This is a genomic window from Methanoculleus sp. UBA208 (genome assembly GCF_002498065.1).
Lineage (GTDB): Archaea > Halobacteriota > Methanomicrobia > Methanomicrobiales > Methanoculleaceae > Methanoculleus.
Map to the genome: position 1 here is coordinate 1 of NZ_DAFZ01000069.1, position 13,605 is coordinate 13,605.

A 13,605-nucleotide genomic window follows, 5' to 3' on the forward strand; every position below is an offset into this window, starting at 1 on the left:
CCTCCCCTGTCCCCACCCCCCTGCATGGCGATATCCACAGGAAAGCCGAGTCCACAGATGCGCAACAGGCAGCCTAATATCCCAAGCAAGGCTACCCCACGTCCCATAGCATCTCAAAGATGCACACTAATGTAGAAAAGTCTTCAAAAAAAGCAAACCGCAAGAGCGGAGGAGAATTACTCCTCGGACTCTTTCGTCTCTTCACTCTCGGCGGTCTCAGCAGGTTCGGGGGTCTCTTCCGCCTCAACGACCTCGGGCGCCGCCTCCGGCTTTTCCGGACGCGAGATCGTCTCTTTCATGACGACGTCGTTGATATCGGAATAGTTCTCGAAGATCTCGCGGACCAGGGTGCCCCGCCAGACCATCCAGCGCCGGTCGTACGTGATTGCGGGGGGAAGCTCCAGTTCGGCCGTGCCGTCGGCGATGCTGATCCCGATGTCGGTCCGGCCCGAGAAGAGCTTGATGAGGCCCTTGATCTGCTCCACCGGGTCCTCGACCTTCTCGAGGATTGCATAGGAGTAGTTCAGGGTTTTGCCGGCAAGCGGGTGGTTGAAGTCGACGACCGCACGCCTTCCGATGACGTCGACGACGACGCCCTCGCGGCCTTCGACCTCGATCCGCATCCCCCGCTTCGGTTTCTCGCCAAACTGCGTGACCGGGACGGACTTTACGGCCTCTTCCTCGTGCGCCCCGAACGCCTTCTCGGGCGGGACGTCGACTTCTCCCTCGGCGCCGACCTCTTTACCAATCAGTTCGTCCTCAAGGCCGATGATGATGTGGTGGCTCCCCAGGCGGACGGTGACCGGACCGTACTCCGCCCGCGGGTTGTAGATTCCCTCTTCCTTTGCGTTCTCCTCATCCGTGGTATCGAAGATATTCTCACCGACGCGGCCGGTGTACCTGAGCCTGATAAAATCTCCTTCCTGAAGTGCCATTCCATTCACCTTGGATAGCGGATGCGTTGCGGTCGCGGTACGCCTCCCGCACCGGCCCGCCGCATGCCTGCGTCTTGTTGTTCCATTTTATTTGGATGGAATGGTATTTATACTGTCTACCAGAATCCCCTGGCGGGATCATGGACGAAATACAGCAACAGACCGGCGGGATCTCGTACGCCCCTTCTCCCCCGGAGGAGTTCTGCGGCAGACGGGAGGAACTTGAGCAGATTTCTGCCACCCTCTCGCGGGCGGGAGAGCACGGGCAGGCGGTGATGATCTCCGGCCCGCCGGGAATCGGGAAGAGTTCGCTCCTGAACTGGCTCGCATACGAGGTACAGGAACGCCCCGGCGGGCGCCAGTCCCCTGTCCTCAGGGCGGAGGTCTTCGACCTCCCCGGGATGATCTTCTCTGCGTTCCGGGAGTTGTTGAACGATCTTCGGCGCTCCTCGGCATCCGCAAGGTTCGGGAGCATCCTTGACGTCGAGAGCATGAAAGAGGCCATCCGGTATGCCGACGACGTCTTCGAGAAATACGCCGCCCCGGTGGAGCCGGTCGGCCTGCTCCCGAAGGCCGGCGAGGAGATCGTCGGCGTCTTCGCCCGGTCGCCCGAGGTCGGATACGACCGCGTATACCAGGCGTTCGAGGAACTGCTCAGGGGGCTTGGGAGACAGATGAGCATGGCCGGCCATGTTGCGGCGGTTCTCCTGGACGACGTCCACCTCGCCTCGAGCCACGACCGGCGCCTCCTCCGGGATGTCGTGCACGACCTCCCGCCCGGCATCCTCCTCGCCTTCACCTGTCGGACGGAGGATGGCGCCGGTTCCGGATACGCGGCGATGCGGGAGGAGATCCGGGATCTCGGTATCCGCGAAGTGCAGCTCTTCAGGATGCAGCGGCACGAGATCCGGGAACTCGGGGAGAGGCGGTTTGACTTCTCCATCGACGATGCCGCCGCCGGCCTCCTCGAAGAGAGTGCGGGCGACCCGTTCCGTCTAATAACTTGCTTCAACGCCCTGCGCAACCGGGGGCTTGCACCGTCCCGGGAAAACGTCGCGGACGTCATCGCCGGGGCGAAAGAGCCGGCGGATCTTGCCTTTGCCGCGCTCCCCGAACCCATGAAGGCATGGACGGAGGAACTCTGCGTCTTGAACCCCCCGTTCCCCGTGCCGATCATGGCCTGCATGCTCGACCTCCAGGGAGCGGACGTGACCTTGATGGCGGATAGGATGCAGGAGAGCGGCATCTTCCGAAGGCTTCCGGGCGGCGAGTATGCCTTCGCGCACCCCCTCCTGCAGGAGCACTGCAGGCGGGAACTCTCCACCGATACGGGAGTAACGCTCAACGCCCGTGCCGCGGATTGCTTCGAGCGTTCCATGCACCGCCTCCCCGGCAGGCTGCACGTCCTCCTTTCGCTTGCCGGCCACCTCTTTGACGCGCGCGAGTACGGGAAAGCCGCCGACCTGAACCTGGAGATCGGACTCCGGTTCCACCATCGCAAGGACCACGATACCGCCCTGATGCTCACGGAGCGGGCGGTCGTCTCCGCGGAGCGGCTCGGGGACGACGCGCTCCTCGCCGCCGCAGAGCGGCAGAGAGACGTTATCCGGCAGAAAACCTCCGGCCCGCCCGGGGTCGGGCGGTGAGGGTTTATCGTTGTTCCCGAGAGACGATCTGACGCAGAGTGGGCATGCTCGAAGTAGAAGCAAAATATGCGGTCGGAGACCTGGAGAGCGTCAGGGCCGGGCTCGACCGGAAGGGAGTGCGGATGGGGAGAAGGCAGCAGGAACGCGACGTCTACTACAACGCCCCCCACCGCGATTTCAAAGAGACGGACGAGGCGTTAAGGGTCAGGTACGACGACACCGGGGTCACCGCGACCTACAAAGGCCCGAAGATCCGGGTCGGGAGCGCGAAGGCCCGCGAGGAGTTCAACCTCGCGGTAGCCGACGGAGAGACGCTTGAAGGGATCCTCTCCCGTCTCGGTTTCCGGCGTGCCGCCACGGTCTCAAAAGTTCGGGAGTTCTACGAGATGGGGGACGTGACGGTTACGCTCGACAACGTCGAGGGGCTCGGGACGTTCGTCGAGATCGAGATCCTGACAGAAGACGATAAAGAGGACGCTGCCGACCGGATCACAGCGATTGCAAAAGAATTAGGTGTAGACGGTCCACCGATCTACACCTCGTATCTCGAGATGCTGTTGTCTAAACAGCGATAAGTTCTATATGGATATCTTTGGGCTCCTTCCCGAAACGGATGATAGCGCCGTAGCCTTCTGAGGCGGGTCCGGGGTTGACGACGGTGACACCGTCGACCTCGGTGATGCCCCGTGCCTCGTGGATATGGGCACAGCAGACCAGGTCGAACCGGGCCATGTGCTTCCTGATGCTCTGGCTCCCGACGTGGTTATCCTCGACGGTGTCCAGCGCCTCGTACGGCGGGGCGTGGCTGAGCAGGACGTTGTGGACATTTTTGTCCATGTGGCTGGTGATCCGGGTGAGTTCTTTATCGATCTCTTCCTCCGTCAGCTCGAACGGCGTGTCGAACGGGGTCTTGTTTGAACCCCCGAGACCCGCAAGCGTGATCTTGCCGAGCGCGATCCAGGAGTTGTGCAGACAGACCGCATCCGAGCGCTCAAGCACGTCGATGATCTCGCGGGGATCGCAGTTGCCGGGGATTGCGAAACACGGCACTTCAAAGTTGGAGAGTACCGAATCCACAGGCTCAAGTGGACCGAAATTGGTGATGTCGCCTGCAATGATGACTGCATCGTAGTCGTAGCTGAGAAAAGCGTCAAGCTTTCCGTAGTTACCGTGCAGATCTGCTAGGAGTAGCACATCCGTCATGCTCTATAGATGAGAAGTGTGTCTAAAAAACCTTATCTCATGATCCATCCACGAGCCGGTTATTCTGCCGTCGAGCGCCAGTTTCCCAAGAACCTTTTTTGTCTCGGCAAGGAGCGGGCGGGGCCGGTCGTTTTGGAGCGGGGTCCCGGGCAGCGGCATGAAATAGTGGAGGTGCGCCTTCCCGCCCCGGGTGACCAGTCGCACGAGGTCGAGAGTCGCGCGCTGGTCGTCGTCGCTCTCGAACGGCAGCCCGAGGATGAAGTCGACGACCGGGACGAGCCCGTGCTCCCGGCAGAGGTCGACGGCGCGGACGACGTCTTCCACGGTATGCCCCCGGTGCAGGCGGTAGAGCACACGATCGCTCCCCGACTGCGCCCCGAAGTGCAGGCGGGTGTTGGCGCAGTGGTCGAGGACGAGCTCGATGGATTGCCGCGAGACGCACTCCGGGCGCACCTCACCGGGGAAGGTGCCGAAGTAGATTCTGCCGTCGAGGCTCCGGAGAAGCCGATCAACTCTGTCGAGCCGGAGGTGGACGCCGTCGGAGCCGTAGGCGAAGGCGTTCGGAGTGACGAAACGGATATCCCGGTAGCGGGAGGCATGGCGCACGATCTCGTCGATGGAGCGGTGGCGCATGCACCGCCCGAAGAGGCGGGGTGTCTGGCAGTACCCGCAGGAGAACGGGCACCCGCGGGTGATCTCGACGAATCCCTTGATCCGCGTAAAGGGCGGGTGGCCGTCGAGGAGGACAGTGTGGCGGGCAGGCGCGTAACCGGCGGCAGTGGCGACGCCGGGAGGGGGATCCCTCCCCTCTTCGATGGCGGATAGAAGCGCCGGGAGGGTGTACTCGCCTTCCCCGACGACGACGTAGTCGGCATACTCCGCCACCTCGCGGTAACAGGCGGAGGCGTGGGGCCCTCCGACGATCGTTACGCAGTCGGCCCCCGCGATCTCGTCACGGTATATGCGCTCGTTGATGGAGTTTATGCTGTAGATGGTGACGTCGGGGTGCGGTCCGTCGGTGACCTCAAGGTGGTAGCCGTAACCCTCGCATGCCGCAAAGAGGGCGGCGAGGGTGTTGTTCGCCTGGGGTATGGCTCGCCAGTTGACGTTCATGTGTGTAAAGAAAATCCTCGTCTGCTGCCCGGTCCCGGAGATCGGGGCTGGCAGGAACGGTCCCGGTGCAGGCTCTTCGGCGCGGCCAAAAAACGATCGGTTCCGCAGAATATTCAGTATATTGTCTTTACAAAGAACAAGATTAATCTGACGCTACCGACGAAATATGAATAGGTACATGAAAATCACCGATTTCATGCGGATCTTTTCGAGTGAGCGCCGGATCGAAGTTCTGGACGCACTTCTGCGGGAGGAACCCAAGGACGAGATTAAAAGGCATATACCCTCCTCAACCTACGCTTTTACCGTCAGCTACCTGAAGAAGGTGGGGTTCGTCAGGGAGGCCGACGGCGAGGTCTCTCTGACCGATAGGGGGCACGCCAACCTCGTCGTCTTCGAGCGGTTCAAGGAGAGCATCAATGCCCTTCATATGCTCTATGAGGCTTTTCCGGACCATGTCATCGTATTCCCGGACGAGTTTGCTCTCCGCCTCTGCGATATCCGCGATGCCTAGGTTATCGCCTCGGAACCATCCGACATCTTAAAACCGCACCGCATATTCACCGACCATCTGAGAAACACCCGGGAGATTTATGGCGTCTCCCCGATCCTCTTCCCTGATTATCCCGAGTTCTTCAAGAGCCTGGCGGAGAGCATCGATACGATCTCTCTCGTGGTCACGCAGGAAGTCCTCGATATCATCTCGGCTTACCCGCTCGGGAACTATGAGAATCTCGAGATCTACCTCGCCCCGAGAGCCCCGGGGATCGCTGCCACCGTCACGGACACCTTCCTCTCGATAGGGTTCTTCTATAAGTCGGGGAGTTACGATTTCACGCGGGATCTCATCGCAACATCTCCAGCCGCAATAAAGTTTGGAAAGGATCTTATTCATCACTACAGGACGCAATCGCGCAGAATCGTATAGCCGGTATAGAGTATCCATTCTCCATCGACGAGGGCGTTGCGGAACAGCTCGAACCGGTTGCAGTAGGCGACGATATAGAAGGTGCTGTGAAGCGAACTGATGAGCAGCACATCGATACCGCTGATAATGCCTGAAAAATATGCACCGAAGACCGCCGCGTGGGCGGCCAGGCTGAGACCGAGCAGCAGGGTGGTGACCTGCGTCCGGGAGAGGACTGTCGGGATCGTCAGGATGCCCGCCGTCCTATCTTTATCGACATCACGGACGTCGTAGATGACGGTATTGACAAAACTTTTGCAGAAGAAGAAGAGGCAGACCAGCATGACCGGCAGGCTGAGGGTGCCGAGGAATATCAGGATGCCGAGCGACCAGGTGAGAGCGACGATACAGTTCTTTATGCCCCTGCTCCCTTTCAGCCTGTATCCTCCGATGCCCTTTGCATAGAGGTACGCAACGAGGAACGGCACGAGAAGGGCGGGGTTCGGATAGAGGACGAATGCGCCGACCGTGGCGATGAGCGCCGTCGTCAGGAGTGTTTTCCGAAATCGGCTTCCCCGTTTCTCATCCTCCTTGTTCTCCACGCCCCGATCGAACGCATAGGCTGCATATGCAATGAGTGCCGCGGCGGCAAATTCTGTGATCGGCGCGTTGTTCCCGAGGAACCCATACGCGAATTGCAGTTTTAGGGCTCCTGAAAGCGTAACCACAAGTATCGAGATGATAAGATTTTGCCCTTGCATAATGTACACAATCGGGGAGAGGAAAATATTACATTCTGACCGAAACTGTACAGTACTATTGGAGAAGTCCAATAACGTTGTAATTTTGCAAAATAACTGCACTAAATCGGCGAAACAGTAAGAAAACCATTTATACAGGTTATTTTTAATGTATATCTCGGGGATCAGATGCGTTACTCCGGGGCGGCGAGTACGAGTTGTCACAGGACGGGTAAGCAGAAACCGGAACAGGAGCAGGTAGCCGAGGCGCTGCTTTACCGCGGAAGCTGCTACGTGCAGGATGATGCCCACACCGCGGTATCTACCCGGAACCTTCTGGCACTGCTGGTTGACCGTCAGGAGGATGGAATTGTGCTGATCGGTCCGGATCAGACCGTTGCCTGGATGAACAAAGCCATGGAGAAACTCTTCGGAATGAGCGGGTACGAAACAATCGGCATGAATGCCGTGGAGTTCATCTCCTTCTGCATCTCCCCGAATCTGCTGGACGGCGAAGATCTAAAAGAAGACTTCATCGTATCCTGCTTCTTTTGCGAGAATATTCCGGCAAGGCGATACTGCATGTCCCGCGCTCCGGCTAGAAGGGCCTGGGTGGATTACTCGAGCACCGTAATCCCCGCCGGCCCGGCCCGGGGCGCGCGCCTGGATACCTACCACATCAGCCGGGATTCCGACCGGGTGGAGACGAGCCTTCAGGAGTACCGGCAGCGATATGATTTCCTGAAGGCCTTCTCTTCCGACCTGATCATATCCCTCGATCCCGGCTTTACGATAACATCGGTGAGCCCCTCGGCGAAGGGGCTCCTCGGGCATAACCCTGCCAATCTGGCAGGAAAGCACCTCTCTTCCATAATGGCCCGGGATTCTGTTGCCGAATTCCAGAAAGCTTGCTTCCTGAATCGTGTCTCCAGGGGATCGGCGGGGAGTTCCGATCCGGCCGGAGGGGTGCGCGGGATGGAAGCGGCCCTCATGGATGCGCAGAATCAACCGGTTACCATGATCCTTGAGTTTTCACCTGTCGACGACGGTGAGGGCGGCCTCACCGGGATCATCGCGGTTGCGCATCAAAAAACCGATGAACGCCTGTGGCGGGAAGTCTGTTCGCAGCTCGACCGGAACACTGAGCAACTCGCATGCCTTGGCGATCGCATCAGGAACCCGCTCGCCGTCATCGTCGGTCTTACCGACATGCAGGGCGGCGAGGTCGCCCGGAAGATCTCCGAACAGGCACGAATCATCGACGGGATCGTTACGGACCTGGACCGGGAGTACGTCGCATCGCTGAGCGTCAGGCAGTACCTGAGAAAGCACTATTGCCTGGGAGACGACGCTCAGGTGCAGGCCCCGCCCCCCACGTCCGGTTCGGCCGATTGTACGCCGTGCCGGCCTGATTCGCCCACGGGCACGTCAACTACCTCCAACTGAAGTCGGGGGCATGATGCCGTAGGTGGCATCACGCTCTTTACAGGCTTGCGATTCCACCTCTCCCCCGGTGACGGGGGAGCGGACCGCAATAGGCTCGTTGACGAGAGCCCTGGCAGCAATGTTCTTTGCTGCATTCAGATCGGCGTTCTCGGCGTGACCGCACGCGAGGCAGCGGAACGCTGCCTGGGTCGGGCGGTTGTCGGGGTGGACGAACCCGCAGACACTGCACTGCTGGCTCGTGTATGCCCCGTCGATCACCTTCACCCGAACCCCGGCCCGTCGGGCCTTGTATTCGATAACGGATCGGAGCTGGTGGAACGCCCACTTATACTGTCGTTCGCGCCGGGTTTTCTTAACCGTGGTCCGCAGGAGAATGCCTTTGAGGTCTTCCAGGGCAATCCCCCGCTTCGTGCCTTGTGCCGCGCAAACGACCCGTTTACTGATAATGTGGTTGATATCGGCCTTAAACCGGCGTTCTCTGCCGGAGATCCTCCGCAGTTTCTCCTTCGCGTCCTTCGTCCCGCATGCTTGCAACCGGGCACGAAGACTGCCGTATCGCTGCCGCACCTTCTCGGTGGCTGCGCTGGAAAAGACCTCCCCATCACTCGTGGTGGCGATGTTCATCACCCCGAGATCGACCCCGAGGTATCCGGTCGGTTCAGCAGGCTCGACGTCCGGGATCTCCACGGTCGCATACAGCCAGAAGGCGCCGTCCCGGTAGATGAGATCCGTCTGCTTGACGGTCGTGACCGCTGGGAAGTACTGAGGTCGGGTGTACCGGAGTTTGATCCTGCCATCCAGTGTCCAGATACTCACCCGGTTCCGACCGATGGAGAGCACCCGGGCATCGTAGCAGATGGCCCCGTGAGCCCGGAACGAGATCTCGGTGAGAGACTTCAGGGGTTGGCCGAGGGCGGCGAGAACTTTGTTCCGCTCCTTGATCGCCTCGTTGGTGCTCCGGTAACTCCCGGCAACCTTGCGAATGGCAAGTTGAGCCATCTGGGCCGAGAGGCCGAAGGTCTCTCTGACCTGATAGTACAGCTGCTTCTGCAGGCCGATGTTGGAGAACTGTCGTTCAGAAAAGGCAACCGGTGAGGCGGCATTGCAGGCGGCGTTGTACCGCTCCATCGTGGTGAACAGCATCCGCCGTGCGTCCGGAGACGCAAACAACCGCAACTTCGCCACCGATTGCATACACTCACTCTGGTGGCCCCCCGGCATAAAGGATATCCGGGCGGGGTGAAAGTGGATGGGGACACGCCGAGGGCCGATTCCTCCCCCACGAAAAGAAGGGGGCCCCTCGGCCCATGATCCTGAAACATTTTTATACTGGCCGGAACACACCCGGCGCACTGGAACGGGTGAGAGTATGCCGTATTATGCAAGCAATGAAGACCTCCCCCGGCCGGTGAGGGAACTGCTTCCCGAGCACGGCCGGGAGATCTATCGTGAAGCGTTCAACAGCGCCTGGGAACAGTATGCCGACCCCTCGGAACGGCGAAACCCACAAGAGTCTCGCGAGGAGGTTGCCCACAAAGTCGCCTGGGCGGCGGTGGAGCAGGTCTACGAGAAGGGGCCGGGCGGCGAGTGGAGGAGGAAGGAAGGGGCAAAGCAGTAGGTTCTGCTCCGGGACGTGCCGCCTCCGGCTGCCCATGCCGGAGAGCGGCCATTTTTATTCTTGTATTATTATGGTTCACAAGAATTAAATACTGCGCGGCCTGTATGCCCTTGCCGTGGGACAGGACGTTCCACAATTCAGGAGACGTGATGCGGATGAGAGGAACTGCTACAGAAGTAAAGGCACGGAATATCATACGGGGAAAGGATATTGCGGATTATTCGGTCAGGAACCCGCGGGGTGAAGACCTCGGAAACATTGAGGACGTCGTGATCGATACCGGCGAAGGCTGCATCGCCTACGCCGCCCTCTCGTTCGGCGGGTTCATGGGGCTCGGCGACAAACTCTTCGCCATCCCCTGGGAGGCTCTGCAGTACAACGCGACCGACGACACCTTCGTCCTGGACGTGCCCAAAGAGCGGCTGGAGAACGCGCCGGGCTTTGACAAGGACAACTGGCCGACGACCGCCGAGCGCGAGTGGCTCACAGGGATATACAGCCACTACGGCTACACGCCCTACTGGGAGCGCCGCATGGAGCGGTGAGACGCCCGGGAGAGCAGGAATCGAATCGACCGCCGGGGCGGGCGACAACTTTTAGGGGGACCGGAGGATGCCCGCAGGGGTTCGGAGCCCCGGCACCCGGGCCACCCCCGCCGGCGGTAGCGGTGAGGAGATCCCCCGCCGGGATGCCGCGGCGAACACTATATATGCCAGGGCACGCATGCACGGGGCACCGTAATTCAGCGGGGAACGGCCAGAAGACTGCAGAAGGCTGGACAGGGCGGCGCAGCCGCTCGTGCACCCGGCACAGGAACTCCGCGGTTCTCCGCTGCTCCGGGGGAATGCAGGTATGCAGAACGTGCTAGCAAGACGGAAGAAGACCGTCCGGGAGATTGACGTGAGGGGCAAAAGGGTGCTCGTCCGTGGCGATTTTAACGTGCCGCTCGACGAGGACGGCGCTATCGCCGACGATACCCGCATCAGGGCCAGCCTGCCGACGATACGCTACCTCTGCGAGCGGGACGCACGGGTCATCCTCTGTTCCCACCTGGGCCGGCCGCAGGGCGGGGTCGTGGAGCGGCTGCGCCTCACCCTCGTGGCAAACCGGCTCACCGCGCTGCTCGACCGGCCGGTCGTCGCGCTCCGGGACTGCGTCGGGCCGGAGGTGGAGAGCGCGGTCGCGGCGATGAACGACGGGGATATCGTTCTCCTCGAGAACCTCCGGTTCCACCAGGAGGAGAAGAAGGACGACCCGGCCTTTGCGGAGGAACTCGCCAACCTTGCGGAGATCTACGTCAACGACGCCTTCGGAGCCTCCCACAGGGCCCACGCGTCGGTTGTGGGCGTCCCGGAGCATCTGCCGGCGGTTGCCGGGCTCCTGCTGGAGAAGGAGATCGGCACGTTTACGCGTATCCTACAAGCCCCTGAGAGGCCGTTCGCCGCCGTGATCGGCGGGGCCAAGGTGAGCGACAAACTGGAGGTTCTCGAGAACATCATCCCCCGGGTGGACGCACTCATTATCGGGGGAGGCATGGCAGCGACATTCCTTGCGAGCCAGGGGTACGGGACCGGCGCATCGTATGTCGAGACCGACAGCCTGGATGCCGTCAGGAAGATCGCCGAGAAAGCGATGACGCGCGGTGTCCGCCTCCTCCTGCCCGGGGACGTCGTCGTCGCGGAGAGGCTGGAAGCGGGCGTCCCGACCCGGGTTGTGCCCGCGACAGAGGTCCCGGACGACCGGGTCATCGCGGATATCGGGCCAGGAGCTGCCGACGATTTCTCTCACGAAATTGCAGGCTCGCGGACCGTCGTATGGAACGGCCCGATGGGTGTCTTCGAGATCCCGGAGTTTGCAGAGGGGACGCGCCGGGTCGCCGCAGCCCTCGCCAACCTCCGTGGCACCACGGTTATCGGCGGCGGTTCGACCACGGATGCGGTGGTGCGGTTCGGGCTTGCCGACCAGATGACCCACGTCTCGACGGGTGGCGGGGCCGCGCTGACGATGCTTGCCGGGAAGCCGCTCCCGGGTGTTGCGGCGCTCGATGATGCAGGGACGCCATGAAACGCATCGGTATCCTGACGAGCGGCGGCGACGCCCCAGGCATGAACGCCTGCATCCGGGCGGCGGTGCGGACCGCGCTCACGCACGACCGTGCCGTCGTCGGGATACGCCGGGGGTATACCGGGCTCATAAACGGCGATACGGTGCCGCTCGACCGGGCGGCGATCCGGAATACCATCCACCTGGGCGGCACCATCCTCGAGACGTCCCGGAGCCCGGACTTCTACACGAAGGAGGGGCGACTCAGGGCGGTAGCGTCCATCGAGCGGATGGGGCTCGACGGCATCGTCCTGATCGGTGGCGAGGGGACGTTCCACGGCGCAAGCCTGCTTGCCGCCGATGCGGATACGGCGGCGCTCGTGGGTGTGCCGGGGAGCATCGACAACGACGTCTATGGGACCGATTACTGCGTCGGATTCGATACGGCGGCGAACTGTGCGGTCGAGGCGATCGACCGCATCCGCGATACGGCCCGGTCGCACGAGCGCCTCTTCTTCATCGAGGTGATGGGGCGGACGGCCGGGTTTCTGGCGCTCGAGAGCGGTATCGCCGGCGGCGCAGAGGAACTGGTTATCCCGGAGGAAGAGGTCTCGATCGCCCGGATCAGCGAGCGCATACGGGAAGGCTTCACCATCGGGAAGAAGAGTGCGATCGTGGTGGTAGCGGAGGGGAAGACGCCGGGAGTCTCCTTTGAGATTGCACGGGAGGTTAGCGAGCGCCTCAACTTCGAGTCCCGCGTCGTCGTCCTCGGGCACCTCCAGCGCGGCGGGCCGCCGACGCTGCGCGACAGGGTGCTCGGGAGCCTCCTCGGTTTCGCCGCCGTCGAGGCACTGATTGAGGGGCGGAGCGGGTGTATGGTGGGGGAGGTCGGCGGGAACCTCGCGTACACCCCGCTCGAGGAGACCTGGCAGAAGAAGAAACCGCTCGATGAGAACTTACGCCGGATATTCCCGTTCCTCTCGGAGTAGTGGGGAGGGGAAGGAAAGCCCGTCCAAGCGTGCCCTCCCAAAAACGTTCAGATAGATTGCTCCCAGCCCTGGCCCATATCGACGAGGGGGCGCACCTCACCGACCTCGAACGTCACCGAGGCGTGGACCATCGACGCCGCATCCTCGCCCACGACCTCGGCAATCTGTTTCCGGTAGTTGTCCAGCATCTCTCCGGAGGTCGCGTACTCCTTCATCTTCAGGTAGACCCGGAGCCCTTTCCAGTCCATGATCGTCTCTCCACTCTCCACGATCGTGTAGACGGCGTTCGGGTTCTCCTGCAGGTAGGCAAACGTGCGGTTCTCTCCGAGCCCCATGACGACGGTCTTCTCGTCGACCATCATCGGCGAACCGAAGATTGCCGCATCGACCAGCCCTTCTTTGTTTGCAGTGCTGAGAAGGCCGATCCTCGGCTGTTTGTTGAAGTAATCCATCAGTCTGGATGCCATGATTCTTTCCTCCAATCGGACCCAGCCTTATCGCCTCTGCATAAAATAGTATGGGTGACGGTGTCCACAGGGGTGAGGGGCTGCAGGAGCCGCGGCCTCAGACAGCCAGGAACTCTCCGGGTGCGAGGCTGGTGGCGAGCATCACCGTGTTGATCTCCCCGTGCCCGGTCCAGGTGCCGGCTTTCCGGTTGTCCGGGTCCATCCAGAAGCGCTCGATCTCGTCAGCGAGCGGCACGTACCGCATGAGGGCTTCCGCCCACCGGGAAAGGTCCTGATTCTCCCGGACCCGTTCCACGAGGATACCGAACCCCCGGAGCCCGATCGAGAGCCCGAGCTCCCGGAAGGCGAGGCGCGAGCCCGCGGGGTAGCGGAGCGTCCCGACCCCGGCAAAGCGTGCGAGGCCTGTTTGGGCCGCGTCGAGGACACAAGCCAGCAGGTCTTCGTACGCAAACCCACCCCGGACCATCAGTTCCGCTATCCTTCCGGAAACCTCCGGAT

Annotated in this window: 15 protein-coding genes and 1 pseudogene; 9 read left to right on the forward strand and 7 right to left on the reverse strand. The window is 61.5% G+C overall.

The annotated features are described in order from the left end of the window. Positions 1-176: 176 nt before the first annotated feature. Positions 177-935, reverse strand: a complete 759-nt coding sequence (locus tag BRA62_RS07375) for a peptidylprolyl isomerase (protein ID WP_292365927.1) — start codon at positions 933-935, stop codon at positions 177-179. A gap of 140 nt (positions 936-1,075) precedes the next feature. On the opposite strand from BRA62_RS07375, the gene BRA62_RS07380 reads away from it, so the two are divergent. Beyond that, positions 1,076-2,581 carry an AAA family ATPase gene (locus BRA62_RS07380; RefSeq protein ID WP_292365928.1) on the forward strand — a complete coding sequence of 502 codons (1,506 nt, stop codon included), beginning with the start codon at positions 1,076-1,078 and terminating at the stop codon, positions 2,579-2,581. 44 nt (positions 2,582-2,625) lie between these two features. Next, positions 2,626-3,156: a class IV adenylate cyclase gene (cyaB, locus tag BRA62_RS07385; RefSeq protein WP_292365929.1), complete on the forward strand. Its 531-nt coding sequence runs from the start codon at positions 2,626-2,628 to the stop codon at positions 3,154-3,156. Here cyaB and BRA62_RS07390 read toward each other — a convergent pair. Together BRA62_RS07390 and BRA62_RS07395 are read right to left on the reverse strand one after the other, a co-directional pair. Beyond that, a complete protein-coding gene (locus tag BRA62_RS07390) occupies positions 3,143-3,784 on the reverse strand; it encodes a metallophosphoesterase family protein (protein WP_292365930.1) in 642 nt (213 codons plus the stop codon). The genes cyaB and BRA62_RS07390 overlap by 14 nt on opposite strands. 3 nt (positions 3,785-3,787) lie before the next feature. Continuing rightward, complete coding sequence (locus BRA62_RS07395) at positions 3,788-4,897, reverse strand: TIGR04013 family B12-binding domain/radical SAM domain-containing protein (RefSeq protein ID WP_292365931.1); 1,110 nt, start codon at positions 4,895-4,897, stop codon at positions 3,788-3,790. A 178-nt stretch (positions 4,898-5,075) separates the two neighbouring features. Between BRA62_RS07395 and BRA62_RS07400 the strand changes: the two genes are divergently transcribed. Together BRA62_RS07400 and BRA62_RS12830 are read left to right on the forward strand one after the other, a co-directional pair. After that, positions 5,076-5,411 (forward strand): hypothetical protein, encoded by a 336-nt coding sequence (locus BRA62_RS07400; RefSeq protein WP_292365932.1) that lies wholly within the window; start codon positions 5,076-5,078, stop codon positions 5,409-5,411. Positions 5,412-5,570: 159 nt separating this feature from the next. Beyond that, entirely contained in the window at positions 5,571-5,825 is a 255-nt protein-coding gene (locus BRA62_RS12830; protein ID WP_394339992.1) for a transcriptional regulator FilR1 domain-containing protein, read from the forward strand. Here the strand turns inward: BRA62_RS12830 and BRA62_RS07410 are convergent. After that, a complete protein-coding gene (locus BRA62_RS07410; RefSeq protein ID WP_292365934.1) occupies positions 5,795-6,532 on the reverse strand; it encodes a UbiA family prenyltransferase in 738 nt (245 codons plus the stop codon). The two genes, BRA62_RS12830 and BRA62_RS07410, sit on opposite strands and share 31 nt — an antisense overlap. A 201-nt stretch (positions 6,533-6,733) precedes the next feature. Between BRA62_RS07410 and BRA62_RS07415 the strand changes: the two genes are divergently transcribed. Then, positions 6,734-7,990: a PAS domain-containing protein gene (locus BRA62_RS07415; RefSeq protein ID WP_292365935.1), complete on the forward strand. Its 1,257-nt coding sequence runs from the start codon at positions 6,734-6,736 to the stop codon at positions 7,988-7,990. Here the strand turns inward: BRA62_RS07415 and BRA62_RS07420 are convergent. After that, positions 7,973-9,184 (reverse strand): RNA-guided endonuclease InsQ/TnpB family protein, encoded by a 1,212-nt coding sequence (locus BRA62_RS07420; protein ID WP_292365936.1) that lies wholly within the window; start codon positions 9,182-9,184, stop codon positions 7,973-7,975. The genes BRA62_RS07415 and BRA62_RS07420 overlap by 18 nt on opposite strands. Before the next feature lie 175 nt (positions 9,185-9,359). Here BRA62_RS07420 and BRA62_RS07425 point away from each other — a divergent pair, with 175 nt between their 5' ends. The 4 genes from BRA62_RS07425 to pfkA all read left to right on the forward strand — a co-directional run bounded on the left by BRA62_RS07425 (position 9,360) and on the right by pfkA (position 12,640). Next, positions 9,360-9,608 (forward strand): ChaB family protein, encoded by a 249-nt coding sequence (locus tag BRA62_RS07425; RefSeq protein WP_292365937.1) that lies wholly within the window; start codon positions 9,360-9,362, stop codon positions 9,606-9,608. A 104-nt stretch (positions 9,609-9,712) separates the two neighbouring features. After that, positions 9,713-10,153 (forward strand): PRC-barrel domain-containing protein, encoded by a 441-nt coding sequence (locus tag BRA62_RS07430; protein WP_292365938.1) that lies wholly within the window; start codon positions 9,713-9,715, stop codon positions 10,151-10,153. Between the two features lie 307 nt (positions 10,154-10,460). After that, positions 10,461-11,672, forward strand: a complete 1,212-nt coding sequence (locus tag BRA62_RS07435; RefSeq protein WP_292365939.1) for a phosphoglycerate kinase — start codon at positions 10,461-10,463, stop codon at positions 11,670-11,672. Then, entirely contained in the window at positions 11,669-12,640 is a 972-nt protein-coding gene (gene pfkA / locus BRA62_RS07440; RefSeq protein WP_292365940.1) for a 6-phosphofructokinase, read from the forward strand. Before BRA62_RS07435 ends, pfkA begins: the two co-directional genes overlap by 4 nt. A 47-nt stretch (positions 12,641-12,687) precedes the next feature. Here pfkA and BRA62_RS07445 read toward each other — a convergent pair whose 3' ends face one another. Both BRA62_RS07445 and BRA62_RS07450 read right to left on the reverse strand, forming a co-directional pair. After that, a complete protein-coding gene (locus BRA62_RS07445; RefSeq protein WP_292365941.1) occupies positions 12,688-13,107 on the reverse strand; it encodes a pyridoxamine 5'-phosphate oxidase family protein in 420 nt (139 codons plus the stop codon). A gap of 97 nt (positions 13,108-13,204) precedes the next feature. Then, positions 13,205-13,605: pseudogene (locus tag BRA62_RS07450) on the reverse strand (hypothetical protein); the annotation flags it as partial.